At 58.9% G+C, this 26,960-nt stretch carries 21 protein-coding genes, 1 tRNA gene and 1 riboswitch; of the genes, 9 read left to right on the forward strand and 13 right to left on the reverse strand.

Translation table 11 applies throughout. The features are described 5' to 3' along the window. Window positions 1-2 precede the first annotated feature (2 nt). From pstB to tadA, 4 genes are all read right to left on the reverse strand, one after another. A complete protein-coding gene (gene pstB, locus AB5Y71_RS00115) occupies window positions 3-821 on the reverse strand; it encodes a phosphate ABC transporter ATP-binding protein PstB (protein WP_005334102.1) in 819 nt (272 codons plus the stop codon). Between the two features lie 133 nt (window positions 822-954). After that, on the reverse strand, window positions 955-2,604 hold the full coding sequence (gene pstA / locus AB5Y71_RS00120; RefSeq protein ID WP_113738718.1) for a phosphate ABC transporter permease PstA: 1,650 nt from the start codon (window positions 2,602-2,604) through the stop codon (window positions 955-957). 32 nt (window positions 2,605-2,636) lie between these two features. Then, on the reverse strand, window positions 2,637-4,874 hold the full coding sequence (locus AB5Y71_RS00125; protein ID WP_368170694.1) for an ABC transporter permease subunit: 2,238 nt from the start codon (window positions 4,872-4,874) through the stop codon (window positions 2,637-2,639). A 204-nt stretch (window positions 4,875-5,078) separates the two neighbouring features. Continuing rightward, window positions 5,079-5,630 (reverse strand): tRNA adenosine(34) deaminase TadA, encoded by a 552-nt coding sequence (gene tadA / locus AB5Y71_RS00130; protein WP_368170695.1) that lies wholly within the window; start codon window positions 5,628-5,630, stop codon window positions 5,079-5,081. Between the two features lie 255 nt (window positions 5,631-5,885). Between tadA and AB5Y71_RS00135 the strand changes: the two genes are divergently transcribed. From AB5Y71_RS00135 to aceA, 4 genes are all read left to right on the forward strand, one after another. Continuing rightward, window positions 5,886-5,962: transfer RNA gene (locus tag AB5Y71_RS00135), tRNA-Pro, on the forward strand. A 223-nt stretch (window positions 5,963-6,185) separates the two neighbouring features. After that, window positions 6,186-6,326 carry a hypothetical protein gene (locus tag AB5Y71_RS00140; RefSeq protein WP_005334106.1) on the forward strand — a complete coding sequence of 47 codons (141 nt, stop codon included), beginning with the start codon at window positions 6,186-6,188 and terminating at the stop codon, window positions 6,324-6,326. Window positions 6,327-7,014: 688 nt separating this feature from the next. After that, window positions 7,015-8,622 (forward strand): malate synthase A, encoded by a 1,608-nt coding sequence (gene aceB / locus AB5Y71_RS00145; RefSeq protein WP_368170696.1) that lies wholly within the window; start codon window positions 7,015-7,017, stop codon window positions 8,620-8,622. Between the two features lie 73 nt (window positions 8,623-8,695). Beyond that, on the forward strand, window positions 8,696-10,009 hold the full coding sequence (gene aceA, locus AB5Y71_RS00150; protein WP_088869417.1) for an isocitrate lyase: 1,314 nt from the start codon (window positions 8,696-8,698) through the stop codon (window positions 10,007-10,009). A gap of 106 nt (window positions 10,010-10,115) precedes the next feature. Here aceA and hda read toward each other — a convergent pair whose 3' ends face one another. From hda to upp, 3 genes are all read right to left on the reverse strand, one after another. After that, a complete protein-coding gene (gene hda, locus AB5Y71_RS00155; RefSeq protein WP_013723920.1) occupies window positions 10,116-10,817 on the reverse strand; it encodes a DnaA inactivator Hda in 702 nt (233 codons plus the stop codon). A 102-nt stretch (window positions 10,818-10,919) separates the two neighbouring features. Continuing rightward, complete coding sequence (locus tag AB5Y71_RS00160; RefSeq protein WP_368170697.1) at window positions 10,920-11,939, reverse strand: DUF2066 domain-containing protein; 1,020 nt, start codon at window positions 11,937-11,939, stop codon at window positions 10,920-10,922. A gap of 150 nt (window positions 11,940-12,089) precedes the next feature. Beyond that, the gene (upp, locus tag AB5Y71_RS00165; protein ID WP_019446695.1) at window positions 12,090-12,716 is read right to left on the reverse strand and encodes a uracil phosphoribosyltransferase; all 627 of its coding nucleotides are present in this window, start codon (window positions 12,714-12,716) and stop codon (window positions 12,090-12,092) included. A gap of 176 nt (window positions 12,717-12,892) precedes the next feature. On the opposite strand from upp, the gene purM reads away from it, so the two are divergent. Next, window positions 12,893-13,930 carry a phosphoribosylformylglycinamidine cyclo-ligase gene (purM, locus tag AB5Y71_RS00170; RefSeq protein WP_368170698.1) on the forward strand — a complete coding sequence of 346 codons (1,038 nt, stop codon included), beginning with the start codon at window positions 12,893-12,895 and terminating at the stop codon, window positions 13,928-13,930. Continuing rightward, on the forward strand, window positions 13,927-14,565 hold the full coding sequence (gene purN, locus AB5Y71_RS00175) for a phosphoribosylglycinamide formyltransferase (protein ID WP_368170699.1): 639 nt from the start codon (window positions 13,927-13,929) through the stop codon (window positions 14,563-14,565). The genes purM and purN overlap by 4 nt, the downstream gene beginning before the upstream one ends. 178 nt (window positions 14,566-14,743) lie before the next feature. Here purN and AB5Y71_RS00180 read toward each other — a convergent pair whose 3' ends face one another. The 5 genes from AB5Y71_RS00180 to AB5Y71_RS00200 all read right to left on the reverse strand — a co-directional run bounded on the left by AB5Y71_RS00180 (window position 14,744) and on the right by AB5Y71_RS00200 (window position 20,684). Further along, the gene (locus tag AB5Y71_RS00180; protein ID WP_368170700.1) at window positions 14,744-15,505 is read right to left on the reverse strand and encodes a Nif3-like dinuclear metal center hexameric protein; all 762 of its coding nucleotides are present in this window, start codon (window positions 15,503-15,505) and stop codon (window positions 14,744-14,746) included. A gap of 141 nt (window positions 15,506-15,646) precedes the next feature. Beyond that, on the reverse strand, window positions 15,647-16,990 hold the full coding sequence (locus tag AB5Y71_RS00185; RefSeq protein ID WP_111899698.1) for a sigma-54 dependent transcriptional regulator: 1,344 nt from the start codon (window positions 16,988-16,990) through the stop codon (window positions 15,647-15,649). Further along, window positions 16,987-18,021: an ATP-binding protein gene (locus AB5Y71_RS00190; protein ID WP_335819009.1), complete on the reverse strand. Its 1,035-nt coding sequence runs from the start codon at window positions 18,019-18,021 to the stop codon at window positions 16,987-16,989. Before AB5Y71_RS00190 ends, AB5Y71_RS00185 begins: the two co-directional genes overlap by 4 nt. Before the next feature lie 106 nt (window positions 18,022-18,127). Continuing rightward, window positions 18,128-19,549 (reverse strand): sigma-54 dependent transcriptional regulator, encoded by a 1,422-nt coding sequence (locus AB5Y71_RS00195; RefSeq protein ID WP_368170701.1) that lies wholly within the window; start codon window positions 19,547-19,549, stop codon window positions 18,128-18,130. A 256-nt stretch (window positions 19,550-19,805) separates the two neighbouring features. Next, window positions 19,806-20,684 (reverse strand): DUF2726 domain-containing protein, encoded by an 879-nt coding sequence (locus AB5Y71_RS00200; protein WP_368170702.1) that lies wholly within the window; start codon window positions 20,682-20,684, stop codon window positions 19,806-19,808. Between the two features lie 196 nt (window positions 20,685-20,880). Between AB5Y71_RS00200 and AB5Y71_RS00205 the strand changes: the two genes are divergently transcribed. From AB5Y71_RS00205 to ppx, 3 genes are all read left to right on the forward strand, one after another. Further along, entirely contained in the window at window positions 20,881-21,396 is a 516-nt protein-coding gene (locus AB5Y71_RS00205; RefSeq protein ID WP_047437655.1) for a glycine cleavage system protein R, read from the forward strand. A gap of 74 nt (window positions 21,397-21,470) precedes the next feature. Next, window positions 21,471-23,540, forward strand: a complete 2,070-nt coding sequence (ppk1, locus tag AB5Y71_RS00210) for a polyphosphate kinase 1 (protein WP_005350671.1) — start codon at window positions 21,471-21,473, stop codon at window positions 23,538-23,540. Beyond that, window positions 23,530-25,020, forward strand: a complete 1,491-nt coding sequence (gene ppx, locus AB5Y71_RS00215) for an exopolyphosphatase (protein WP_042052939.1) — start codon at window positions 23,530-23,532, stop codon at window positions 25,018-25,020. The genes ppk1 and ppx overlap by 11 nt, the downstream gene beginning before the upstream one ends. Window positions 25,021-25,080: 60 nt before the next feature. Here the strand turns inward: ppx and mgtE are convergent, their stop codons facing one another. After that, on the reverse strand, window positions 25,081-26,424 hold the full coding sequence (gene mgtE, locus AB5Y71_RS00220) for a magnesium transporter (RefSeq protein ID WP_368170703.1): 1,344 nt from the start codon (window positions 26,422-26,424) through the stop codon (window positions 25,081-25,083). Window positions 26,425-26,546: 122 nt separating this feature from the next. After that, a riboswitch (M-box (ykoK) riboswitch) is annotated at window positions 26,547-26,716 on the reverse strand. Window positions 26,717-26,960: the final 244 nt, after the last annotated feature.

Genomic DNA, 26,960 nt, shown 5'->3' on the forward strand with positions numbered 1-26,960 from the left:
CCTTAGCCGTAACGACCGGTAATGTAATCTTCAGTCTTTTTCTTGGCCGGAGTGGTGAAAATGGTATTGGTATCCGAGTACTCGATAAGCTCGCCCATATACATGAAGGCGGTCTGATCCGACACGCGCGCAGCCTGTTGCATGTTGTGGGTCACGATCACCACGGTGAACTGGCTCTTGAGCTCGTTGATCAGCTCCTCGATGGTGAGGGTGGAGATGGGGTCGAGCGCCGAGGTCGGTTCATCGAGCAGCAACACTTCCGGCTCGATGGCGATGGCTCGGGCAATCACCAGACGCTGCTGCTGACCACCGGAGAGACCGAAGGCATTGTCATGCAGACGATCCTTCACCTCGTCCCACAGGGCCGCACCACGCAAGGAGCGCTCGGCGGCCTCATCCAGGGTGCGACGATCGTTGATCCCCTGCAGGCGCAGACCATAGACCACGTTCTCGTAGATGGACTTGGGGAACGGGTTCGGGCGCTGGAACACCATGCCCACCTGACGGCGCAGGGCGGAAACATCGACGCTCTTGTCATAGATGTTATGGCCGTGCAGCTGGATTTCCCCCTCGATGCGGCAGATCTCCACCAGATCGTTCATCCGGTTGATGCAGCGCAGCAGGGTCGATTTGCCACAGCCTGACGGGCCGATAAAGGCGGTCACCTGCCCTTTGGGGATCTTCATGTTGACGTTGAACAACGCCTGCTTGCTGCCGTAGTACAGGTTGAGATCCTTCACCTCCAGTGCGGTCTGCTCCGGGGTCAGGTTGAGCAGGTCCAGCGCGGTGTGCTGGGTAGACGTGGTCGTTACGTTGATCATCTGTTACCTCAAAATCTATCTGGAGTGGCCGAACTGCTGCCGGCGACCCTCACGTATTGGTGCAGAGAGATGGCGGCTCGCGCTCGGCCGCCCCTCTGTTATCTCACTCTTGTATCACTCAAGCGGCGCCGGATTAATGCTCCAGCGACCGGAATTTCTCGCGCAAGTGGTTACGAATACCGATAGCGGTCAGGTTCAGACCCACGATCACCGTCACCAGCAGGAAGGAGGTGGCGTAGACCAGCGGGCGGGCCGCTTCGACGTTGGGGCTCTGGAAGCCGACGTCATAGATGTGGAAGCCCAGGTGCATGAACTTGCGCTCCACATGCAGATACGGGAAGTTGCCATCCATCGGCAGGGTCGGCGCCAGTTTCACCACCCCCACCAGCATCAGCGGCGCCACTTCACCGGCTGCACGGGCAATCGCCAGAATAAGGCCGGTCATGATGGCCGGGCTCGCCATCGGCAGCACGATGCGCCACAGGGTCTCGGCCTGGGTGGCACCCAGTGCCAGCGAGCCCTGACGGATGGTGCTCGGGATCCGCGCCAGCCCCTCTTCGGTGGAGACAATCACCACCGGCAGGGTCAGGATAGCCAGGGTCAGCGCCGACCAGATCACGCCGGGTGAGCCAAAGGTGGGGCTCGGCAGCGCTTCCGGGTAGAAGAGGCGGTCGATGCTGCCCCCCAGGGTGTAAACGAAGAAGCCCAGACCAAACACGCCGTAGACGATGGAAGGCACGCCCGCCAGGTTGATCACCGCAATGCGGATGATCTTGGTCAGACTGTTCTTGCCCGCGTATTCGTGCAGGTAGACTGCCGCCACCACCCCCAGCGGGGTCACGATGATCGCCATCAGGAAGACCATGAACACAGTGCCGAAGATAGCCGGGAACACCCCGCCCTCGGTGTTGGCTTCACGGGGATCGTCAGAGACGAACTTGCCGATCTGGTGGAACCAGTGACCCACCTTGGCCAGCAGGCTCATGTCGTTGGGCCATACCACGTCCAGTACCTTGGACATCGGCATGGTCACCAGCTCGCCACGCATATCCTTGACGGTAATGGCGTCGCGGTCCGCTTGGCTACGCAAGGAGAAGAGCTCTTTTTCCAGCACCTGATAGCGATCGTTGAGAGCCTGACGCTCGCTGGCCAGTTCGGCTTTGAGCTGCTCGGTCAGCTTGTCATCCAACTCGGCCTTGCGCTCTTTCAGGCGCAGCCGCTCCAGTTGATAGTTGATGCTGCCGATGTCCCCTTTTTGCAGATCGTTGGCCTGTTCTGAAAGGGCATTGGCTCGCGCCAGCACCCGCTGCAGGGCAGGATGCAGATCAGAGGTGAGCTCGCGGCCATCCTCTTTCACCCCGACGATATAGCCATAGAAGTTGCCGTTGGTGGCACGCTCAACCATGGCCAGCTCAGCCGGCTGACTCTGGGACTTGATGTCCGTCTCCAGCACCCAGCGAAAATCGAGGTCAACGAACTCACGGTTGCCGGTCTTGACCAGATAGCGGGTCAGCAGCTCGCGCTCTTCCCCTTCCAATGGCAGACCTGCAGCGCGCAGTCGCTCCACCGGTACCTGCTCGCGATCGTTGATCTCGCCGATCAGTACGCTCTTGTTGCCGCTGGCGTCTTCCAGCTGCCACTCATAGATGGGGTGCGGCCAGAAGTAGACCAGACCACGCCAGCCGATCAGCAGCAGCAGACCCAGTACCGCCACCAGACTCAGGCTGACGGCACCGCCGGTCATCCAGATCCAGGGGGCCCCTGATTTAAACCACTTACCCATTGTCGATTCCTTGTCCATTACAGAGTCGCCCCTTACATCGAGCTGTATTTTTCACGCAACCGCTGACGGACAAACTCGGCCAGGGTGTTGAACAAAAAGGTGAACACAAACAGGACGAAGGCCGCGAGGAACAGTACCCGATAGTGGGAGCTGCCCACTTCCGATTCCGGCATCTCCACCGCGATGTTGGCGGCGAGGGTGCGCAGCCCCTGGAACATGGAGAAGTCCATGATGGGGGTGTTGCCAGTGGCCATCAGCACGATCATGGTCTCGCCCACGGCGCGGCCAAGACCCATCATCACCGCAGAGAAGATGCCCGGGCTGGCAGTGAGGATCACCACCCGGCTCAGGGTCTGCCACGGGGTGGCCCCCAGTGCCAGCGAGCCCTGGGTCAGATGCTTGGGCACCGAGAAAACCGCATCTTCAGCAATGGAGAAGATGGTGGGGATGACCGCAAAGCCCATGGCGATACCGACCACCAGCGAGTTGCGCTGGTCAAACTTGATACCCATTTCGTGGGTCAGCCAGATGCGCGAATCGCCGTGCATAAAGGCATTCTCGATGAGCGGGCTCAGGGCGAAGGCACCCCAGCCAATCAGCAGCAGCACCGGGATCAGCAGGATGGCGTGCCACCCTTCAGGCAGCCAGGACTTGCCGCGCTCCGGCAGATAGTTCCAGAGCAGTGCAGTCAGCAGCATCCCCATCGGCAGCAATACCAGCAGCAGGATCACCCCGGGCAGCGCCCCCTCGATGATCGGCGCCAGCCACAGACCCGCCAGGAAGCCCAGGATAACGGTCGGCAGCGCCGCCATGATCTCGACCGTCGGCTTGACGTATTTGCGCAGCCCCGCCGACATGAAGTAGGCGGTATAGATGGCACCAGCCACGCCGAGCGGCACAGCAAACACCATGGCGTAGAAAGAGGCTTTCAGAGTACCGAATACCAGCGGCACCAAACTCAGCTTGGCTTCAAAATCGTTGCTGGCGGAGGTGGATTGCCACACATACTGGGGCTCCGGATATCCTTCGTACCACACCTGTTGCCAGAGGGCAGACCAGGTCACTTCGGGGTGTTCGTTCTCCACCGAGAAGAGCTTGAAGGTATTCCCTTGCTGCATCAGCAACAGGTTGTGACGGGGGGAGATGGCCAGGGCAGAGAGTTCGCCCCCTTCCACCGTCTCGGTCAGCAGCTTGGTCTCGCCGGTGGCGTGGAAGAAGCTGATGATGCCATCCTTGTCGGCACTGATGAAGCCTTTGCGAAAGTGCTCGGGAGTCAGCAGATCTACCGCGCCATCGCCCTTGAAGTCACGAATTTGGGTGAACTGGCGTTTGCCATCCTTCGCCACTTCGAACCACTGGGAAATCACGCCGTTGTCATTACCCACCAGCAGTGAAGAGGCGCCGGAGAGCAGCTGAACCCGGGTCACATTGGCGTTGGGGGCATTGATCTCCAACACGTTGCGCAGGGAGATTTCGCTCAGGTTATGAATGTCATAGACGGAGAGGCGATTGCCCTCGCGCACGAACAGGATCCGCAGATTGGGGGTCAGCAACATCTGATCCACATGGCGCGGCAGGGAGGGAATCGTGTAGTTTTCACTGCTCCACTCAATCTCCCCGGAGATGAAGTTCTCCTCACCGCTCATCACCGTCATCACACCACGACCATCTTCGGTCACGGCGGCGGTCGCCATCTTGTCCTTGGTGGCTTCGAACACCATCAGTTGCAGCGCCTTCCCTTGCGGGTCGATCACCACAGGCTCTTCGCCGAAGGGATATTGCAGGCTGGGCTCAATCACCCGAACATCGTTGGGATAGGAGACCTTGAATGCTGGCTGGACGACCTGCGCCTTGCCATCGACAAAGCCGTAAGCGATCAGCCGCTGGCCCGGTGCCGGGGTCGCTACCGTGGTGATGTCACCAGCAACCTGGGCCTGACCCAGTGACTGGCCGACCTTGATCTTGTCATCTCCCTGCACCGCAAAGAAGTTGACCTGCCCTTTATCGCTGAAGCGATAGCCGATCTCGTTCTGCTCTTCCACGCCGAGCCAGGCGGTCTTCCCTGCGGCAGGCAGGGTAAACGAGGCTGTCGGCTCCATGGAGGCGCCATTGAAGATGGGTTTCACCACATAGAGCAGATAAAAGAAGATAAGCAGCAGCGCCACCAGTACCAGGGCTCCGCCTGTGGTGACGCCATATTTGGCCAATTTATCCTTGATCCGGCGTTTTCTACTGCCCGCCATGACCAGGTTTAACGATTCCGATGACATGCAAGACCTCAATGTAAGCTAGGCTTCGCGGCATTATATGGCGGTTGCATGACAGTTTTGTTACATCGAGAACGCTTTAACAGAGGTTGTTAGCGGAAAAATGGGCGGGGATCCCTTCGAAGGCGGGCGAGCGTAATATATTGTTTATAAAGGGATATTTATGCTGATGATCAGCAAGGGCAGCCTGCGCTGCCCCCGAATGATTCAGGAAAGGGTATCGTTTGATTGTTGCAACGCCAGTTTGGCCGCCTTTTTCTCGGCGCGGCGGCGCTTGAAGAAGGCCGACAACTGGGCCGAGCAGGCATCGGCCAGCACGCCGCCGGTCAGCTCGACACTGTGGTTGTGGCGCGGGTCCTGCAAGATCTCGAACACCGACCCCGCCGCGCCGGTCTTGAGATCTCGGGCACCGTAAACCACCCGCTTGACTCGGCTATGGATCAGCGCACCGGCACACATACAGCAGGGCTCCAGCGTCACATAAAGAGTGGTGTCGAGCAGGCGGTAGTTCGCCAGCTGCTTGCCCGCCGCCCGGATCGCCATCACCTCGGCATGGGCACAGGCATCGTGTTCGCTGATGGAGCGGTTCCACCCCTCACCCACCACCTGACCATCCAGCACCAGTAAGGCACCGACCGGGATCTCGCCAATCCCTTCGGCTCGGGCGGCCAATGCCATGGCATGGCGCATCCACTGTTCGTCCTGCTCGGTCTGACTCTGTGCCTGACTCGGTATTTCTGGGACCTCTGATGGTTTCACGCCCATCCCCTCTTTATATTGTTCAATTGTGCTGTTTGCATTCCAGCTATCCACATCTGTCAGATAATTCCATAGATAGCAGGCATGATAGCTCGCGGTGACAGGGCGGCGATTATGCCAAATCTGCACGTCAGACCCAAGCCGCATCCCGACTGAGCAATAAAGAAGCAATCGGCATCTCTATGATAAAAAAGGAGTTGCACCCGTTTGGCCATGCTATTAGACTTCCTCCCCGTCAGCCGAGTCTGACTCCGTCGGTGTGTAGCGCAGCCAGGTAGCGCATCTGCATGGGGTGTAGAGGGTCGGAGGTTCGAATCCTCTCACACCGACCATTTTCCCCGAGAATAGCCCAGTCAAACGACTGGGCTATTTTTTTGCCTCCGATTTATCCTCCTGACAACGCCAGCCTACCAAGAACAAAAAACACTCAGAACCACTTGAATCTTTTTGCCGAACTCATTAAGATGCGCAACTTTCCGCCGGTAGACAACACAGGGAGGTGGAAACACGAGTGAAGGGATCACTGTCCGGCTTGCGTGCAACACAGGACCAGGCATGAACCAGAACACCGATTTCGCACCCGCCATTACGCTTTATTCCGTTCCTCACGACACTCCTTGCCACACCGAAAGCGAAAATGAACAGGTCATCCAGCTGGATGTGATCGATCTGGCCGAACCGGATGATGACTATTGAGCCCGGCCAGATGGCCGCTCAATCACTGGGGCATCGCCTGTTCAACGCTCTCCGTTTCAGGCCCTTGGCGAGAAATCTGCAAAAAACGACAAACTGCTAATTCTATCAAGAATGGCAGTATTATTGACTGATGTATCTCCCCCTTTCCTCCCCGGCATTCCCCCCGACAACTGATACAAACCTACGTTATTGCACTTCACTTTCCATCGCTGCAACCGCTGGTGCCAACAGAGCCTGCATCACCACGCCAAGTTTAAAACGCACGTTCACCAATCAGGTCTAGCGTTAGCAAAACATTCATTGCCACATTCAAACGCGCTTTATACGGCTGTTTTGGCAAAGCCTGGAGTTAGGTCGGGATTTGTTTTTGCATTTGTAATTTTATTACGTAATAAGTTACAAAATAAGGGGCAGGGTAACGGCCCAAATTAGCCGTTGTCCGATGGGAAAAAGCAGGAGCATAACCATCTGCGTAGAGCTTTTATACCAACCCAATAAAGCAATAAAAAACATCAACTTAACCATATCCAAAAAACAAGTGTTTAAAAAAAACTGTTGACGTACTCAACAATATTTCGCACCTTATCAATCGTGTTATCCCGTTGTTGCGGGAACGTTTCAGGAACAGGGATTCGACTTTAGTCGTAGTTAGTAAGTTCAAAATGTAATTCTCAAAGGAGTGAACCTTATGTCGGCACCGGCTCAGACCCACTGCAGCGCCCGCCTTCGCATCCAGGGCGAGATGCTGCCCGAATACGCGCAAATTCTGACGCCGGACGCGGTGGCTCTGGTCTCCGAACTGGTGGAACGTTTTGCTCCCCAAAGAGGGGAATTGCTGAAACAACGTGTGGCACGCCAGGCCCGTATCGATGGCGGCGAGCTGCCGGACTTCCTGCCGGAAACCGCCCACATCCGTGAAGGTGACTGGACCATTCGCGGCATTCCCGCCGACCTGCAAGACCGCCGTGTGGAGATCACCGGCCCGGTCGAGCGCAAGATGGTGATCAACGCCCTCAACGCCAACGTCAAGGTGTTCATGGCGGATTTTGAGGATTCACTGGCCCCCGCCTGGAATAAGGTGATCGAGGGCCAAATAAACCTGCGCGATGCGGTCAACGGCACCATCTCTTACACCAGTCCGGAAGGAAAGGCTTATACCCTGAGCACCGATCCGGCCGTCCTCATCTGCCGGGTGCGCGGTCTGCACCTGCCGGAAAAACATGTCACCTTCGATGGCGAGCCCATCCCCGGCGGCCTGTTCGATTTTGTTCTCTACTTCCTGCACAACTATCAGGCGCTGCTGGCCAAAGGCTCGGGCCCCTACTTCTACGTGCCCAAGTTGCAGAGCCATCTGGAAGGGCGTTGGTGGAGCGAAGTGTTCGCCTGGACCGAGGACAAGTTCGGTCTGCCCCGCGGCACCATCAAGGCCACCGTGCTGATCGAAACCCTGCCGGCCGTGTTCGAGATGGATGAGCTGCTCTATCAGATGAAAGATCACATCGTTGCGCTGAACTGCGGCCGCTGGGACTACATCTTCAGCTACATCAAGACCTTGAAGAACCATCCGGATCGCGTCCTGCCCGACCGCCAGGTGGTAACCATGGACAAGCCGTTCCTCTCCGCCTACTCGCGGCTGCTGATCAAGACCTGCCACAAGCGCGGTGCGCTGGCGATGGGTGGTATGGCCGCCTTTATTCCGGCCAAGGACGCGGCCGTTAACGAGCAGGTCTTTGCCAAGGTCAAGGCCGACAAGGAGCGCGAAGCCAACAACGGCCACGACGGTACCTGGGTCGCCCACCCTGGCCTCGCTGATACCGCCATGGCGGTGTTCAACGCCACCATTGCGGCTGGCGCCAAGAACCAGATTGGCGTGCTGCGCGAGCAGGATGCCCCCATCACCGCCGCCGACCTGCTGGCCCCCTGTGAGGGCGAGCGCACCGAGACAGGGATGCGCACCAATATCCGGGTTGCCCTGCAATATCTGGAGGCCTGGATCAACGGCAACGGCTGCGTGCCCATCTACGGTCTGATGGAAGATGCCGCCACCGCCGAGATCTCCCGTACCTCCATCTGGCAGTGGATCCGCCACGGCAAGAGCCTGTCGAATGGCAAGGTGGTGACCAAAGAGCTGTTCCGCCAGATGCTGGCCGAGGAGCTGGAGGTGGTCAAAGCCGAGGTGGGCGCCGCACGCTGGCAGGCAGGACGCTTTGCCGAGGCAAGCGAACTGATGGAAGAGATCACCTGCGCCGATACCCTGATCGATTTTCTGACGCTGCCCGGTTACGAGCGGCTCTGAATCACGGGCCCCCAGCGGGGCTCGCCAATAACAAGTCAATGGAAACGTGAAATCAATGAAAGAGGGAACTGATATGGCACTGACCCGTGAGCAACAGATCCAGGCTATCGAGAAAGACTGGGCGGAAAACCCCCGCTGGAAAGGGATCAAGCGCGGCTACAGCGCCGAAGACGTGGTGAATCTGCGCGGCAGCTTGCAGCCGGTGCACACCCTGGCCCAGCGTGGAGCCGACAAGCTGTGGGGTCTGATCCACGGCGACGCCAAGAAAGGCTACGTCAACTGCCTCGGCGCCCTGACCGGTGGTCAGGCGGTGCAGCAGGCCAAGGCGGGGATCGAGGCGATCTACCTCTCCGGCTGGCAGGTGGCGGCGGACAACAACTTGTCCTCCACCATGTATCCGGATCAGTCCCTCTACCCGGCCAACTCGGTACCGTCCGTGGTGGAGCGCATCAACAACTCCTTCGCCCGTGCCGACCAGATCCAGTGGGCCAACAAGGTCGGGCCGCAGGATGAGGGCTTTATCGACTACTTCCTGCCGATCGTGGCCGATGCTGAAGCCGGTTTCGGCGGCGTGCTGAACGCCTTCGAACTGATGAAGGGGATGATTGAAGCGGGCGCCGCTGGCGTGCACTTCGAAGATCAGCTCGCTTCCGTCAAGAAGTGCGGCCATATGGGTGGCAAGGTGCTGGTACCGACTCAGGAAGCGGTGCAGAAGCTGGTTGCCGCCCGTCTGGCAGCCGATGTATGCGGCACCACCACCCTGGTGATCGCCCGTACCGACGCCAACGCCGCGGACCTGTTGACCACCGATGCCGACCCGTACGATGCAGACTTCCTGACTGGCGAGCGCACAGCTGAAGGGTTCTACAAGGTGCGTGCCGGTATCGATCAGGCCATCGCTCGCGGTCTGGCTTACGCCCCCTACGCCGACATGGTGTGGTGTGAAACCGCCAAGCCGGATCTGGACGAAGCGCGTAAATTTGCCGAAGCAATCAAGGCCAAGTTCCCGGACCGCATCCTGGCCTACAACTGCTCCCCGAGCTTCAACTGGAAGAAGAATCTGGACGATGCCACCATCGCCCGCTTCCAGCAGGCGCTCTCCGACATGGGCTACAAGTACCAGTTCATCACCCTCGCGGGTATCCACAACATGTGGTTCCACATGTACGAACTGGCCTACCAGTACGCCCGTGGCGAAGGGATGAAGCACTACGTCGAGATGGTGCAGGAGCCGGAATTTGCAGCCGCCAGCCGTGGCTACACCTTCGTAGCCCACCAGCAGGAGGTCGGTACCGGTTACTTTGACAAGGTGACCACCGTGATTCAGGGTGGCCAATCCTCGGTGACCGCACTGACCGGCTCTACCGAAGAAGATCAGTTCCACTGATAGACAGAGCCCCCTTGAGATAGCAAAACCCCGGCCTGATGCCGGGGTTTCTTTTTATCTGCCATTCAAACGAAAGTCAGGCCACAACCGCACACAGTCGAGAGGCTCAGAGCTCGAGGATCTCTTTGACAAAGGGAATGGTCAGCTTGCGCTTGGCGCGAAATGAGGCATTGTCGAGCTGATTGAGAGTGGTGAGCAGGGTTCGCATATCGCGGGAGAGTCGGTTGAGCAGGAAGCGGCCCACATCGATGGGCAATTTGAAGCCCCGCAGCTCGGCACGCAGCTGCAGGGCACTGAGCTTGCCTTCATCATCCAGCTCTTCGAGATGGAAACTCACCCCCCAGTCGAGGCGCGAAGCGAGATCCGGCAGTTGCAGCCCCAGTTTGCGCGGCGCGCTGCAGCCGGTGACCACCAGCGTCCCCTCCCCCTTCTCCTGCCAGCGGTTGTAGAAATCGAACAGCGCCCGCTCCCACACGGCATTGCCGGCGATCGCCTCAAGGCTGTCGAGACAGACCAGCGGCAGGCTTTCGAGGGCATCGAGCATGCTGGGATCGAGCTGTTCAAATTGATCGAGGGAGAGATAGGCCGCCGCCGCATCGCGGGCGTTGACCTCGGCACAGGTGGCGTGGAGCAGATGAGAGCGTCCAGATCCCTTGGCTCCCCAGAAATAGAGGAAAGGCGACCCCTGACCGATGGCCGCGTTTTTGAGGGCGGTGATCAGATGAGCATTGTTGCCGGGATAAAAACTGACGAAGGTTTCATCATCCGGTAGTTGTACGGCTAAAGACAGTTGGGCCGGTTGCTTCACTCGTTGGGCTTTGACTGTGACATTTGCGGCTAAGTGTATCATCGCAAAGGCAGATAGAGAACCGCCCGGACAAGCCGGGCGGTCTACAAAAGCCTTATAAAATCAGGGCTGCGACCATTGGTAACGCAAACCGCTGCCATTATCGTCAACCTTGCGCAAACGACTCTCAAGTTGCAGTGCCCGCACCAGTTCGGCCTGATCCCCTTGCAGGGTAAAGTTGAAGGTGACCTGGTCCCCCTCCAGCTTGCCGATCGCCACCTTGCTGACGTTTGCCATCCCCTGCAGCATCTTCTGCACGGCGATCATGCTGTCCACTTCGGAGAGGCCATCTACCACCAGGGTCTGGCTGGTTGCCGGACCAGAAATGCGGGCACCGTAGTTTTTCACCAGCCAGGCCGCCAGGGTATCGGCAAACCCTTGCGCCACTTCGGCCTGAGTGCCGGTGCTATTGCCACGGGTCAGCTCGGTCACTTCACCAGCCGCTTTGGGGCCGTAGAGTCCCCAATCGATGCTCCACTTGTCACCTTCAGGAGTCAGCTTGCCCAGCACCACCATCTCGGCGCCATAGCGCTGGCTTGCCTGCAAAATCGGGTCGGCAAAGCGGCCCCAGACGTCGGTGGCACTGACCGCCATGTTGTCATCGAGATCCATCAGCGGAATGCTGATGGGTAGCCCCAGCGTCTGGGCCTGCTCGCGCAAGGCTTGCGCCCAACCATCGCTGGATTGATCCGCCAGCAGGCGACGCTCACCCTGATCCACCACCAGCCAGATCGCCATCTGGGGACGAGCCGGGCCAAGCAGGGCATACTGGCTCTCGGAGACCAGGCTGTTGACCTTGTCACTCTTGAACTCGGCTTTCAGATACTTGACGGAGTCCTGATCCTGATAGCCATAGTTTTTGACATAGTCGCCCGGGGCCGCCAGCGCCTTGACCACCACAGGTTGGGTGAGGATGTCGCGTTTGCCGGTGACCTTGATCAGCACCTGACCCAGTGCCTGCCCTTGAGCGGCCACCATGTCGCCACTGGTCGGGGCCTTGTCCTGATAGAGGTCGGTCACCTGAGCGGCCGAGGCCATGAATGACAAGCCGCAGCAGAGGGCGGTCACAACACGTTTGAACATGAACAGAGTCTCGAAATGGGAGAGTGTGCTTATGGTAGCGGCAAGGCGCATCCTGCGGCAAGGCTGGCACAAGCGGCCACAAACAGCAGAGCCGGCGATGCGCCGGCTCCGATCACCCCTTCCACATGGGAAGCAGGTTAAAGCATTAAGTTACTTGGTACCGAAGATCTTGTCGCCTGCATCGCCCAGACCCGGCACGATGTAGCCTTTATCGTTCAGCCCCTGGTCGACAGAAGCGCAGTAGAGCTCTACGTCAGGGTGAGCCGCTTCCAGCGCTTTGATCCCTTCCGGCGCGGCAACCAGTACCAACACCTTGATGGATTGGCAGCCTTTCTTCTTCAGCAGATCGATGGTGGCGATCATGGAGCCGCCGGTGGCCAGCATCGGATCAATGACCAGCGCCAGACGCTCTTCGATGTTGCTGACGATCTTTTCGAAATAGGGAACCGGTTGCAGGGTCTCTTCATCACGGTAGATACCGACCACGCTGACGCGGGCGCTCGGCATGTGCTCCAGCACGCCATCCATCATGCCAAGGCCGGCACGCAGGATGGGTACGACGGTTACCTTCTTGCCTTTGATCTGGTCAACTTCTACTGGCCCATTCCAGCCATCGATGATAACCTTCTCGGTTTCGAAGTCAGAGGTCGCTTCATAGGTCAACAAACTGCCCACTTCTTTGGCCAGTTCACGGAAACGCTTGGTGCTGATATCGCCTTCACGCATCAGACCGATCTTGTGTTTGACCAGGGGGTGTTTGACTTCAACGACTTTCATTATTATCTCCTCTAACCTGCCGCAAAAAAATCGCGGAATCATACAACAAAAGCCACCGCTTGTAGAGCATTTCCGCGCAAAAACGCGCAAACGATTTCCTTTCTGGTTTTTCACCGCCACTGTTAGAATACGCCCCGAATTTTACCCTCCACTTCTTTACATGACGGGGAATACTCGTGACTGACAAAACCTCACTGAGCTACAAGGATGCTGGCGTAGATATCGATGCTGGCAATGCACTGGTTGAACGTATCAAGGGCGTGTCAAAGCGCACTCGTCGTCCTGAAGTCCTTGGTGGTCTTGGCGGCTTTGGGGCCTTGTGTCAAATCCCTGCGGGCTACAAGGAGCCGGTACTGGTCTCCGGTACCGATGGTGTGGGCACCAAGCTGCGGCTGGCCATCGACCTGAAGAAACACGACACCGTGGGCATCGATCTGGTGGCCATGTGCGTCAATGACCTGATCGTACAGGGCGCCGAGCCGCTGTTCTTCCTCGACTACTATGCGACCGGCAAGCTGGACGTGGACACCGCTGCCGCGGTGGTCACCGGGATCGGTGCCGGTTGCGAGCAGTCAGGCTGTGCCCTGGTGGGCGGCGAGACCGCCGAGATGCCGGGTATGTATGAAGGGGAAGACTACGACATCGCCGGTTTCTGCGTCGGTGTGGTGGAGAAGAGCGAAATCATCGACGGCAGCAAGGTCGGTGAAGGGGATGCCCTGATCGCCCTGGCTGCCAGCGGCCCTCACTCCAACGGCTTCTCCCTGATCCGTAAAATTCTGGAAGTCTCCAAAGCCGACGTGCATCAGCCGCTGGGTGACACCACTCTGGCCAACGCCCTGCTGGAGCCGACCCGCATCTATGTGAAACCTATGCTCAAGCTGATCAAGGAGTGCGAGATCCACGCCCTCTCCCACATCACCGGCGGTGGCTTCTGGGAGAATATCCCCCGCGTATTGCCTGCCAATACTAAAGCGGTGATCGACGAGCAGAGCTGGCAGTGGCCGGCGGTGTTCAGCTGGCTGCAGCAGGCTGGCAACGTCACCCGTCACGAGATGTATCGCACCTTCAACTGCGGCGTCGGCATGATCATCGCCCTGCCCGCCAACCAGCTGGAGAAGGCGCTGACCCTGCTCAAGGCAGAAGGCGAGAACGCATGGCACATCGGTCATATCGCCAAGGCAGCAGACGGTGAGGAGCAGGTCGTCATCAAATGATGCGGATCCTCGTCCTAATCTCCGGCAGCGGCAGCAACCTGCAGGCGATCCTCGACCACTGCGCCAGCGGCAAGATTGCCGGTGAGGTGGTCGGCGTCATCAGCAACAAGGCCGATGCCTATGGTCTGGTTCGCGCTAAAGAAGCAGGCGTGGCGACCTCTATTCTGGCCCAGCAGCAGTTCACCAGCCGGGAGGAGTATGACGCCGCCCTGCTGGCGCTGATGGCAGACTATCAGCCGGATCTGGTGGTGCTGGCCGGGTTTATGCGGATATTGAGCGGCGATCTGGTGCGCCATTTCGCCGGCAGGATGATCAATATCCACCCCTCCCTGCTGCCCAAGTATCAGGGCCTGCATACCCACCAGCGCGCCATAGATGCCGGTGACAGTGAACACGGCGCCAGCGTCCACTTCGTGACCGAAGAGCTGGACGGGGGCCCGGTGATCCTGCAGGCCCGCGTACCCATCTTTGAAGGAGACACTGCGGACGAGGTAGCAGCACGGGTGCAGGCGCAGGAGCACAGCATCTACCCGCTGGTGGTTCGCTGGTTCTGCGAAGGCAGGCTGCAGATGGTAGATGGCGCTGTGCAACTGGATGGCGCCCTGCTGGGCCCCGCTGGTTATGCCTGCGAGTAAGCAGACGTCTTGTCGAAATGTGAAAAAGGAGGCCGATGGCCTCCTTTTTATTTCCTGAATTTTCCCACCACAGGCACAGGCTTAAACCTGTTCACGACCTGCTGCGAGAAACCGTCGACAAGGTGAAGAGCTGCACATGAGCCTTGAGCACGGTTTCGTAGCCAGATCGTGGACAGGTTTAGACCGGATTGTCGATATCGATAAAGGTAACATCCAGCCCGTGCGCGGTCGCCAGCCACTCCCCCAGCGCCTTGACGCCGTAACGCTCGGTGGCGTGATGGCCCGCGGCGTAGAAGTGCATCCCCATCTCGCGAGCGGTGTGAATGGTCTGCTCTGAGGCTTCACCGGAGATAAAGGCATCAATGCCCTGCTCCGCCGCCAGATTGATGTAGCTCTGGCCGCCGCCGGTGCACCAGGCCACGGAACGGATAAGCTCGGGGCCGCTGTCGCCACAATAGAGTGGCTCGCGGCCAAGTCGTTCGGCAATCAGCTTGGCAAAATCGCGCCCACTCATCGGCTCTTCCAGCTTGCCCACCATGGCGACGCTCTTGCTGTTCCACGGCTCCAGACCGCGGCGTACCTTGATGTCGAGCAGCTTGGCGAGCTGGGCGTTGTTACCCACCTCAGGATGGACATCCAGCGGCAAATGGTAGGCAAACAGATTGATATCGTGGGTCAGCAGGGTCTTGAGACGACGCTGCTTCATGCCGGTGATCTGGGCCGGTTCACCGCTCCAGAAGTAGCCGTGATGGACCAGAATGGCATCGGCCTCGGCAGCCACGGCGGCGTCGATAAGCGCCTGACTGGCGGTGACACCGGTCACTACCTTGCGAATGCGCTCACGCCCCTCCACTTGCAAACCGTTGGGGCAGTAATCCTTGATAGCATGCGGTTCGAGCAGATGGTTCAGTACGGTTTCGAGTTTTCGATGAGAGATCATAGGGGTCCCTTATTAAGGCTCGGTCCCCTGCTTTACCAATAAAAACAGGGCCCAGGCTCAAAACGCCAAGGGCCCCATGATAATCGAGCCGGGCCGTCAAGACCATGACAGCCCCCACACAGTGCGGTTTCCCTCTCGGCCTCAGGCTGGCAGGTCGATCCCCGCCTCCCGCATCTGGGCCAGCTTGTAGCGCAGGGTGCGCGGGCTGATGCCGAGTCGGTCGGCCACCGCCTTGCGGCTGCCGTTACAATCTTGCAGGGTGTCGAGGATGATCTGGTGCTCCTGCTGCTTGAGCTCGCTGCCGAGGCGATCGCCACCATAGCTGCGCTCCACGCTGACAAACTCCATCTCCTGCTCATCCAGCTCCTCCAGAATGAGGTGGTCACAATCAATGACCCCGTCGGGGCTGAGGATCAGGGCACGCTGTACCACGTTGTCCAACTCCCGCACGTTGCCGGGCCAGGGGTGAGCCAGCAGCCGTACCCTCGAGGCATCCGTCAACTGTGGTGTCGGCAGCCCCTGCTGACTGGCATGAAGCGCCAGCAGATGTTCCGCCAGCGGCAGAATGTCGCCGGGCCGCTCGCACAGGGCAGACCAGCGCAGCGGAAAGACGTTGAGGCGATAGTAGAGATCTTCGCGGAACAGGCCATCCTGCACCGCTTTTTTCAAATCCCGGTTGCTGGTGGCGATGACCCGCACATCCAGCGGGATCATCTTGCGACTGCCGAGCCGCTCCACCTCTTTCTCCTGCAACACCCGCAGCAATTTGGCTTGCAGCCCCTGATCCATCTCGGTGATCTCGTCAAGCAGCAGGGTGCCCCCCTGCGCCTGTTCGAACTTGCCCGGGCACCCCTGTACCGCACCGGTGAAGGCGCCCTTCTCGTAGCCAAACAGGGTCGCCTCCAGCATGTTTTCCGGAATGGCGGCGCAGTTGATGGCGACGAAGGGCTGCTCGGCGCGGCTGGAGTTATCGTGAATGTAACGGGCCAGCACCTCTTTCCCCGTCCCGCTCGGGCCGGTCACCATCACGGTCGCTTCGCTTCTGGCCACCCGGGTCGCCAGCTGGAACAGCTCGGCAGTTTTGGGATCCCCGTAGACCACAGCGCGTTTCTCCACCTTCTGGGCGGGCACATAGCGGCTGACCTGATTAAGCAGCACCTCCGGCGAGAACGGCTTGGCCAGATAGTCGATGGCCCCTTCACGCATGGCGCGCACCGCGCCGTCGATATTGGCGTAGGCGGTCATCAGCAGCACAGGTATCTGCGGATATTGCTGGCGGATAGTAGCCAGCAGAGTGAGACCGTCCATCCCCCCCATCTGGATATCGGAGATCACCATGTCAAATGGCTGACGGGAGAGGGCCAGCAGAGCCCGCTCGCCGCTGTCCGCTTCACGGCACTCATAACCGCCGAGCAAAAGGGTATCCACCAGCGCTTCGCGCAGACCATTGTCATCTTCAACTACCAGGATCCTGGCCTGTGTCATGCTACACCTCCAAGCTGCACCGGTTGCTGATGCAGGGGGAACGACAGAGTAAAGCAGGTGCCTTCACCGGGAACCGAGGCCACACCGACCTCCCCCTGATGGGCACGCACTACAGATTGCACCACCGCCAGCCCGAGACCAGTGCCTTGGGAGCGAGTGGTAAAGAAGGGTTCGAATACCTGACCGAGCTGATGGGAAGGGATCCCCTTGCCATTATCAATGACCCGCATCTCCACCCGGGCACCGCTGCGCACCGCGCTGACCAAGAGTGAGGTGGCCCCCGCCTGCTGGGCATTGGCAATCAGATTGTTGATGGCCCCCGCCAGCGCGCTGCTGTTGGCCAGCAGACAGAGATCGGGCTCTGGCGCCTCCATGTGCAGCTCGCAGCCCTGCTGCTGACAGAAGGCCTCGGCACCGGCCTGCACTTCGGCCAGCAGCCCTTGTACCGAGATGGGGGTGACCACCTGATTGTCGCCATTGCGGGCGAACAGCAGGATGTCGTTGATCTGCTTCTCCAGATCCTGCAAACGGGCCATCAGCTTTTGCTGAAACTGAGTGCGAGATTCCGGCTTGAGGGTGCGGTTGGCCAGATTGGCGGCATAAAGCATGGCCGCGGAGAGCGGCGTGCGGATCTGGTGGGCGAGCGAGGCCGCCATATTGCCCAGCGCCGACAGCCGCTTCATGTGGTTGATGCGGTCTTGCAGTTTGCGGGTTTCGGTCAGGTCGTTGATAAAGACCAGCTGGCCGGGCTGATCCGGCAGCGGTTGGGTCGAGAGCTGGACCCGGCGCCCGTCGCGCAGGGAGATCTCGTGGCCATCATCCTCGCGCGGCTCGAAGCAGCGGGCAATGATGTGACGCCAGAGCTCCCCTTCCAGCGGCTCCCCCAGCAGGGAGATGGCCGCCGGGTTCGCGCGGGTGACCACCCCTGCCCCGTCAAGCAGCAACACCCCGGTGGGGAGCGCCTTGAAGATGGCATAGAGCTGGCTCACTTCGTGGGACTGGAGTGGCATGACCTGCTGCTGGATTGTCATAAACCTGACCTCAAACTGGCTATTGGGTCAGGTCATTCAATTTCCATGCCACTAAATTATATGAAATAAAACAATGAATTGTGTATTTGCGTCAAGGCTTTGACCCTCAGACGTCCTTGCTCATCCCGTACTTTTTCATCTTCTCCACCAAAGTTGTACGGCGCATGCCGAGCAGATCGGCGGCGCGGGCCACCACCCCGTCCTGAGACTCCAGCGCCTGACGGATCAGCTCCACTTCGAGGTCGGCCAGCATCTCTTTGAGGTTGACCCCCTCCTCCGGCAACTGCATGGTGCGGGCCGAAGCGAGGGCGTGATCCAACTCGGGCGGATCCTGAAACACCGCCGCCAGCGCATCCCGCTCATCCATCTCGGTCAGCCGCTCATCCCGCGGCTCGCTCGGCAGCAGGCGATAACGGCTCGGCAGATCGGCCACATCGACGATCTGGTGCGGGTAGAGGATCAGCAGTCGCTCCAGCAGGTTAGAGAGCTCGCGCACGTTGCCGGGCCAGGGGTACTGCATCAGTGACTCCAGCGCCCTCTGGGTCAGCCGAATAAAACCGTGGTGCTGCTCGGCATGGCGGTTGAGCAGCTCCTGCAGCAGCAGCGGGATGTCATCGATGCGATCCCGCAGCGGCGGCGTCTCTATGGGGAAAACGTTGAGGCGGTAGTAGAGATCTTCACGAAAACCCTGAGTGCGGATCATCGCCTCCAGATCCCGGTGGGTCGCCGCTATGATGCGCACATCGGCCTGAATGGGCTTGCCGCCACCGACCCGGTCGAACAACCGCTCCTGCAATACCCGCAGCAGTTTGACCTGCATCGGCATCGGCATGTCGCCGATCTCGTCGAGGAACAGGGTGCCCCCCTGCGCCAGCTCGAAGCGACCGCGACGAGCCGCGATGGCGCCGGTAAACGCCCCCTTCTCGTGACCGAACAGTTCGCTCTCCAGCAATTCGGCCGGAATGGCGCCGCAGTTGATGGGCACGAAGGGGCCACTGCTGCGGGAAGAGAGTTCGTGGATGGCGCGAGCCACCACCTCTTTACCAGTGCCAGACTCCCCAAGGATCAGCACGTTGGCATCGGTCTCGGCCACCTGGCTGATGAGGCGGCGTACCTCCTGGATCCCCTTCCCTTTGCCCACCAGCAAGCGCAGCAGGGCCTGCCCCTTGTCATGGGTCTGCTGACGGGGATGCAAGGAGACGAATGCCTGACAGAAGTGCAGATGACGGGTAAGGGATTCATAAGTAAAGGGCGAGAGCGCGACCCCGATAAAGTTGCTGTTGGGCAGATCGGCCTCAACCAGCGAGAGGAAGGGGGTACGGGGGAAGGCTGCCAGCAGCTCTGACAAGGGGCGGTCGGTCAGCTCACCTACCAGCACCCCTTGCAGCGGGCCGGAGGATTCGATGGCCACATCCAGATCGCTTTGTGCCACCTCCTGCCACGGGATCCCCATAAACGAGAGCACGGTTCCCAACTGTTGGCGCCGCTGCGCATCGGCATCAACAATCAACACGCCCATCTCCATCATATCCATTCCTCGCGATGTCCTGAACTAACTTATTGTTTTATTTGATGATAAAACAGCTACCGACTGTCTTTTTGCTGGCACACAAAGTGCCAAAATTCCGACACATTGTCAAAAATTGTCGTATTCAGGCTAAGTGTATCGACAGAAACGAGAGATTAGATAAATTTTGCCAAGGAATTTTCTGCATGCAGCGCCGCCAATAGCGGAAAGAAAACTGCCCTCGTCAGAGGGCAGCATGGGACACAGTGAAGCGCATTCAGTGGCGATTATGGTGGTGCGGCGCCGCGTAACGACACTCGGGGAAACGGCTGCAAGCCAGAAAGAGTCGACCGGCGTGGGGGCCTTTTTTCGCCTCCCGCTCCACCAGCGGCGCATCGCAACGGGGGCAGTGGTGTACCTCGTGCTCTTCATCATCTTCCACATCGGCGAACAGGCTATCGACCAACTCCCCCTCACTCTGTTGCGCCTCCACCATCCCCTTGGCCTGGATGGCGGGCTCGTGGAGCGACGCAGGCGAGATGGCCTCGGCATGGGCAGTTCGGCCACGCATCCCGACACCGACATCCACGCCGTCCAGCAACAGAGGGTTGAACGTCGGCTCGCGGCGCGCCCCGTGCGGCAGATCGTCGATCAACGGTTCGCTGGTTTTGACCAGCAGCGGCAGGATCTGTTCGCGCAGCTCTTCCACCAGATAGCTGGCACTTGCCGGGATCTGCAGCAACGGCAGACCGGCGCTGTCGCAGGCGGTTTTCAGAAAGAGATCCCGCGCCTTGCGCTTCTGGTGACGGTGAGAGCTGTCATCGAGTTCGATGGCGCAGATAAAGGAGAGATCCGTGGGGTGGCAAAGCAGATAGTCGAAATGCTTGGCACTGATCTTGTTGAAGTGCTGCTGCCATTTGCTTTTGCCGATCCCGGCCTGCGGCGTCAGCACATCGGCCACCCGCACCTTGGCAAAGACCCGGGCCTTGTCACCCACCGCCAGATCCAGCACCCCGAGGAAGGATCGCTCGGCGGGACTGAACAGGGTCTCCTGCATATCATAGGGCAGGCGCTTTTGCTGTCTGCCTCTGCTCCAGAAGATCGCCAGCACAAGCAGCGCCAGCAACAACAATCCCGATAGGACAAGGGTATTCATGAGAGCACGATCCAGTTCACGACACGAAAGGGGAATTACTTTACCACAGTCGCCACGGAGCAAGGCAGCAGACCCGTGTATAGAAAGTGAAAAGTCCCGTCTTTTTATCTATTTGTCAGCAGGCGGGGGTTCATATGACCAGCCCCAGCAGGCACAATAGGCATAGAGCAAGAAATCCCATTTCAAGGAGAGCAGGATGCAAAAGCAATTGGTGGTCACCGTGATCGGTGCAGACAAACCCGGGATCGTCGAGAGTCTGGCTGCAGTCATCAGCCGCGAGCAGGGCAACTGGCTGGGCAGCGCCATGAGCGAACTGGCGGGACAGTTTGCCGGTATCCTCCATGTCTCTGTCCCCGATGAGCACTATCGCAGCCTGTGCGAAGCACTGGCCCTGCTACCGGGTCTGACCATCAGCTTTGCCGAAGGGACACCTACCGCCGAGCCAGCCCATCAAGTCATGATGACAGTGACCGGCAACGACCGCCCCGGTATCGTCCATGAAGTAGCCAGCATCCTGCGCCAGCTCGAGATCAACGTGGCCGATCTCACCACCGGCTGTGAACCGGCTCCCCACTCCGGCGCCCCGCTCTTCTATGCCCATGCGCTGGTTGCCCTGCCCGACGGGCTCGCGATGGATACGCTTATCACCGCGCTGGAATCCCTCTCCGACGATCTGGTGGTCGACATCGACGAAGCGTTCAGCGAGCAGTAACAATACTGTCATTTATTTGTCATATATTAACGCCATAACTGCCGCGCAGACGCGACCTGAAACAGAGGCACAAGATGAGCACCGACAAGCAGTATGAAGAGAAAGAGCTGAGCTGGCTCTCATTCAATGAACGGGTGTTGCAAGAGGCAATGGACAAGACGGTGCCCCTCATCGAGCGGGTTCGTTTTCTGGGGATCTTCTCCTCCAACCAGGATGAGTTCTTCAAGGTACGGGTATCGGACGTCAAGCGTCGCATCCTCATCAATGAAGTACATGGTGGCGACGATGAAGCGAAAGTGCTGCTGCGCGCCATCCAGCAAAAAGTGATGGCGCTCGGTGAAGCGTTCGACAACACCTATAAAGAGCTGTTGATTGCGCTGGCCCGCCACAACATCTTTCTGGTCAACGAGAACCAGCTCTCCGATGCCATTCAGAAGTGGCTGCGGGTCTTCTTCAAGGAGAAGGTGCTGCGTCACATCATCCCAATCCTGCTCAACAAAGAGGTCAATCCGGTCAAATTCCTCAAGGATGAGTACACCTATCTGGCCATCGAAATGAAGAAGAACGGTCAGGTGATCCAGTACGCCCTGGTGGAAGTGCCGACCGACGACCTGCCCCGCTTCTTCCAGCTGCCGCCGGAAGGGACCCGCCGCAAGAAGCAGATCATCATTCTGGATAACGTCATCCGCTTCTGCCTCGACGAGATCTTCAAGGGCTTCTTCGACTACGACGAGATTGCCGCCTATGCGGTGAAGCTGACCCGGGATGCAGAATACGATCTCTCCGACCAGCTGGACTTGAGCCTGGTGGACAAGATGAGTGACGGCTTGAAGCAGCGCCTCACCGCCATGCCGGTGCGCTTCGTCTACGAGCGGGAGATGCCCGCTGCCATGATAAGCTTCCTCAAGCTCAAGCTGCAGATCAGCTCCTACGACGCCATCATGCCGGGTGGACGCTATCACAACTTCAAGGATTTCATCGGGTTCCCCAACGTGGGCCGTGACTATCTGGAAAACCCCAAGCTGCCGGCGCTGGATTGCCGCGATTTTGACGGCTTCGTCAACGCCTTCGATGCAATTACCAAGCAGGATATCCTGCTCTACTACCCGTACCACAAGTTCCACCACTTCACCGAACTGGTGCGCCAGGCGGCGTTCGATCCGGCGGTGAGCGCCATTCGCATCAACATTTATCGGGTGGCCAAGAAGTCGCGGATCATCCACTCCCTCATCGATGCCGCCAACAACGGCAAGAAGGTGACCGTGGTGGTCGAGCTGCGCGCCCGTTTCGACGAGGCGGCCAACATCGACTGGGCCAACATCCTTACCGATGCCGGGGTCAAGGTGGTGTTCGGGGTGCCGAGCCTCAAGATCCACTCCAAGCTCTGCCTCATCACCCGCCACGAAAATGGCGAGGCGGTGCGCTATGCCCATATCGGCACCGGTAACTTCAACGAGAAGACCGCCAAGATCTACACCGACTTCTCGCTGCTGACCCGCAATCCGGATATCACCGCCGAAGTGGAAGGGGTGTTTGAATACATCGAGTACCCCTATAAGCGATACAAATTCAACCACCTGCTGGTCTCCCCCATCAACAGCCGCCGTCAGCTCTATCGCCTCATCGACAACGAGCTCTCCAACGCCAAGGCGGGTCAGCCGAGCGGTATCATCCTCAAGATCAACAATCTGGTGGACAAGGATCTCATCAACCGCCTCTATGCCGCCGGGCAGGCGGGAGTACCGATCCAGATGATCATCCGGGGCATGTGTGCCCTGCGTCCGGGCGTGCCGGGCCTCAGTGACAACATCAAGGTGATCAGCATCATCGACCGCTTCCTCGAGCACCCGCGGGTGATGGTGTTCCACAACAAGGGCAACCCCCAGCTCTATATCTCCAGCGCAGACTGGATGAGCCGCAATATCGACGGCCGTATTGAGGTGGGCACCCCCATTTATGATGAGCGCCTCAAGCAGCGCATCATGGACATTCTCGAGCTACAACTGAGTGATACCTGCAAGGCGCGGGTCATTGATGCCGACCAGCAGAACGAATATGTGAAGCGGGGCAACCGCCGCAAGATCCGCTCTCAGGTGGCGATTTACGACTATCTCAAACGTATCGAGTCAAACAATGGACAATAGTCTCTATGCCGCCGTGGATCTCGGCTCCAACAGTTTTCACATGGTGATCGCCCATCTGAGCGAAGGGCGTTTTCGCATCGTCGATCGCATCAAGGAGCGAGTGCGGCTGGCGGAAGGGATGGATGAGCAGAAACGAATGAGCCCGGAGGCGATGGAACGCGGCCTCGCCTGTCTGTCACTGTTTGCCGAGCGGCTCACCAACATCAAACCGGATCAGATCCGCATCGCCGGTACCTACACATTGCGCCGTGCCAGCAACGCGCGCGAATTTGTGAGTGAAGCAGCCAAGGTGCTCAACCACCCCATCGAGATCATCAGCGGGCAGGAAGAAGCACGGCTCATCTATCAGGGGGTTGCCCATACCCAGCATATCGAGGGCCAGGTACTGGTCATCGATATCGGCGGCGGCAGCACCGAGCTCATCATCGGTGAAGGGTTTGAACACAAGGCCCTCACCAGCCGCAAGATGGGCTGCGTCAGCTTTACCCAGAGCTTCTTTGCCAGCGGCAAGCTGAGCGACAAGCACTTCACCAATGCCGTGCTGGAGGCGCAGCACCAACTCGCTCCCATCGTCAACCAGTATCGCAAGCTGGGCTGGCAGAGCTGCCTTGGCAGCTCAGGCTCCATTCGTACCGTGCGCGACGTGCTGCAAGGCGAAGGGCTGACTGACGGCAGCATTACGCTGGAGGGGCTGGAGCGGCTCAAGGCGCTGATGATTGAGCGCAAGCGAGTCGATAACCTCAAGCTGACAGGGCTTACCGAGGAGCGTCAGGAAGTGTTTGCCGCTGCGGTCGCCATCCTGCTCGGGCTGTTTACCTCATTGCCCATCGAGCGGCTCGACTACTCCGATGGTGCTCTGCGCGAAGGATTGCTGTATGAGTTCGAGGAGCGCTTGCAGCACCACGATATTCGCGAGCGTACCGCACAGGCGCTAGGCACCCACTACCGGATGGACCGCAAACAAGCAGCCCGGGTGGAGCAGAGCGTGCTGACCCTGTTTGATGCCTTGCAAGAGCCCTGGCAGATGGAGATAGAGCCCTATCGAGCCATCCTCGGCTGGGCGGCGCGGCTGCACGAAATTGGCCTTGCCATCAACTACAGCGGCATTCATCGCCACTCCGCCTATATCCTGCAACACACCGACCTGCCTGGCTTCAACCAGGACGATCAGGCCCTGCTGGCAGCGCTGGTACGCTTTCAGCGCAAGGGGCTCAAGCTCTCCGAGCTGCCTCCCCTGCCCAACCACGACATGCAGACGGTGCTGCGTTGCATCCGCATCCTGCGCCTCGCAGTCGCCGCTCACCACAAACGCCAGGACAACCTGTTGCCCGAGTGGAAAGTCGCGGTACAAGGCGATCAGCTGGTCGTGACCCTGCCGATCGACTGGTGCGAGGAGAACCGTCTCCTGATGCAGAATCTGGAGAAGGAGCATCGTTATTGCCAGGAGCAGGGCTGGCCACTGTTGTTCCAGCTCGGCTAAACCGGAAAGATAAATACAAAAGGCAGCCCAATGGCTGCCTTTTGCATCTCAATCTCCCGGTTACTGCAACTCGGGCAACAACCACTTGGCTATCTCGAAGTAGATGATAAGGCCGGTACCATCCACCAGCGTCGCGATGAATGGCGCAGAGACCACCGCCGGATCGATGCGGAAACGACGCAGCACCATGGGAATAATGGACGCGACCGTAGCACTCCAGAGCACGATGGCGATGATGGTAAAGGTCACCACCATGCCAATCTGGGGACCGACGCCGAGACTCCATGCCCGTACCCAGGCCGCCATGGCAATGGCACCCGAGATGAGCAGACCAGTGGAGAGCTCCTTTTTCAGCACTGTGCCGAGATTGCGCAGACTCACCTCCCCGACCGCCATGGCTCGTACTATGGTGGTGGTGATCTGGGTGCCGCTGTTACCACCAGTACCGATCAGCAAGGGGATAAAGAAGGCCAGCGCGATGGCCGCTTCCAGCTGCTCCTCAAATGCCCGCAGCACGGTGCCGGTGTAGGCTTCCGCCACGAACAGGATAAGCAGCCAGCCCACCCGTTTGCGCCACAGCTGCCAGGGGGTCGCCTGCAAGTAAGGGGTATCGAGCGGTGATGACCCTCCCTGCATCTCGGCATCCTCGGTGGATTCGAGCTCCAGAATATCCGCCGCATCATCGACGTGGAAAATACCGACCAGTCGCCCCTGATCCTCGACCGGCAATACCGACAGGTCGCGGTCGATGAGCAGGCGCGCTGCCAGCTCCTGATCGGCTCGGGCGTTGATCCGCACCGTCTCCCGATCCATAAGGGTCGCGACACTGGCCAGCGGGTCGGCGATCAGCAAGGTCTTGAGGGAGAGGCTTCCTTGCAGACGACCATCCCCGTTGACCACATAGATATGGCGAAACAGCTGGGCATTATCCCAGGCATCGTGGATCAGCTGTTTGGCGTGGCCGACCGTGTCTTCCTCCCGCACCGCCAGATATTCGTGGCGCATGTTGGCCCCCACCGACTCGGTGGGCCAATCCAGCAGGGAGTAGTAGATGGCCTGAGCCTGGGTCGGGAAGCGAGCCAGCAACATGGTGCGATCCTGACGGCTCAGTTTGCGCAGGATGGCGACCATATCACGGCGGGGAATGGCCTCCTGCAACACGCTGACGATGCTGCCATGGAGCCGCTGCAACAGGCGCCCGGCACTCTCGGCCGAGAGTGAACCAAGCAGTTCGGCACCTTGCGGAATTGGCAGGGTATCAAAGATACAGTTGAGCTCTTCCGGACGCAGGATCAACAGTTGATCGGCGCGCTGAACCGGATCCAGATTATGTTCCAGCCAACCCTGCAGGGCGGCCAGATCGAGCAGTTGGTGACGGTTAAGAATGGTATGTGTTTTCTTCATCACAGATATCCTCATGTGATTTCAGGCGAACCTGAATGCCTCCGGAAATAGCCGGATGCAACGACAAGAAAACAGCAATTTGATTGACGAGTAATAGGCAGGAAATGACGCCGTTCGGCGTGCCATCATCCCCACGTACCAGCTTTAGCACTGTATAACGTATCCGGCATGCCGGAAGCCACTTGGGTTTACACCTTAATCCGATGAAAACTGTCCTGATCTTGGGCGTCTCTGGACGTCGTGAGATCAGTGGCCTGTGTTTATACAGGAGCCTCGCCTAACGAGATGCTGCAAATAATTCGCACAACCCTCTGTTGTGCGGGCGGCATGATTATCCAATCCCGCAGGGAGGTCAACCCCGCAGCTCCCATTAAATAGGCAACGGCAACAGCTTGTTACAATTGGCAGGAGATGACACGGAACCAATTTTCATAGTCTGGACGGCGTTGTTTCCCAAATCGATGCAGCTTGAATGGAACTAACTGAGGGCTCGGTGATCTGATCATCACCATCCTCTTCAAGTCTGTATCATGGGC

The sequence above is a fragment of the Aeromonas sp. R9-2 genome (assembly GCF_040908025.1).
GTDB lineage: Bacteria > Pseudomonadota > Gammaproteobacteria > Enterobacterales > Aeromonadaceae > Aeromonas > Aeromonas veronii.

What these genes read in the sequence shown, in the direction of transcription:
- pstB (WP_005334102.1), bottom strand. Translation starts at nt 821, where the DNA reads ATGATCAACGTAACGACCACGTCTACCCAGCACACCGCGCTGGACCTG.
- pstA (WP_113738718.1), bottom strand. Translation starts at nt 2,604, where the DNA reads ATGGGTAAGTGGTTTAAATCAGGGGCCCCCTGGATCTGGATGACCGGC.
- AB5Y71_RS00125 (WP_368170694.1), bottom strand. Translation starts at nt 4,874, where the DNA reads ATGTCATCGGAATCGTTAAACCTGGTCATGGCGGGCAGTAGAAAACGC.
- AB5Y71_RS00140 (WP_005334106.1), top strand. Translation starts at nt 6,186, where the DNA reads ATGAACCAGAACACCGATTTCGCACCCGCCATTACGCTTTATTCCGTT.
- aceB (WP_368170696.1), top strand. Translation starts at nt 7,015, where the DNA reads ATGTCGGCACCGGCTCAGACCCACTGCAGCGCCCGCCTTCGCATCCAG.
- aceA (WP_088869417.1), top strand. Translation starts at nt 8,696, where the DNA reads ATGGCACTGACCCGTGAGCAACAGATCCAGGCTATCGAGAAAGACTGG.
- AB5Y71_RS00160 (WP_368170697.1), bottom strand. Translation starts at nt 11,939, where the DNA reads ATGTTCAAACGTGTTGTGACCGCCCTCTGCTGCGGCTTGTCATTCATG.
- upp (WP_019446695.1), bottom strand. Translation starts at nt 12,716, where the DNA reads ATGAAAGTCGTTGAAGTCAAACACCCCCTGGTCAAACACAAGATCGGT.
- purN (WP_368170699.1), top strand. Translation starts at nt 13,927, where the DNA reads ATGATGCGGATCCTCGTCCTAATCTCCGGCAGCGGCAGCAACCTGCAG.
- AB5Y71_RS00180 (WP_368170700.1), bottom strand. Translation starts at nt 15,505, where the DNA reads ATGATCTCTCATCGAAAACTCGAAACCGTACTGAACCATCTGCTCGAA.
- AB5Y71_RS00185 (WP_111899698.1), bottom strand. Translation starts at nt 16,990, where the DNA reads ATGACACAGGCCAGGATCCTGGTAGTTGAAGATGACAATGGTCTGCGC.
- AB5Y71_RS00190 (WP_335819009.1), bottom strand. Translation starts at nt 18,021, where the DNA reads ATGACAATCCAGCAGCAGGTCATGCCACTCCAGTCCCACGAAGTGAGC.
- AB5Y71_RS00195 (WP_368170701.1), bottom strand. Translation starts at nt 19,549, where the DNA reads ATGATGGAGATGGGCGTGTTGATTGTTGATGCCGATGCGCAGCGGCGC.
- AB5Y71_RS00200 (WP_368170702.1), bottom strand. Translation starts at nt 20,684, where the DNA reads ATGAATACCCTTGTCCTATCGGGATTGTTGTTGCTGGCGCTGCTTGTG.
- AB5Y71_RS00205 (WP_047437655.1), top strand. Translation starts at nt 20,881, where the DNA reads ATGCAAAAGCAATTGGTGGTCACCGTGATCGGTGCAGACAAACCCGGG.
- ppk1 (WP_005350671.1), top strand. Translation starts at nt 21,471, where the DNA reads ATGAGCACCGACAAGCAGTATGAAGAGAAAGAGCTGAGCTGGCTCTCA.
- ppx (WP_042052939.1), top strand. Translation starts at nt 23,530, where the DNA reads ATGGACAATAGTCTCTATGCCGCCGTGGATCTCGGCTCCAACAGTTTT.
- mgtE (WP_368170703.1), bottom strand. Translation starts at nt 26,424, where the DNA reads ATGAAGAAAACACATACCATTCTTAACCGTCACCAACTGCTCGATCTG.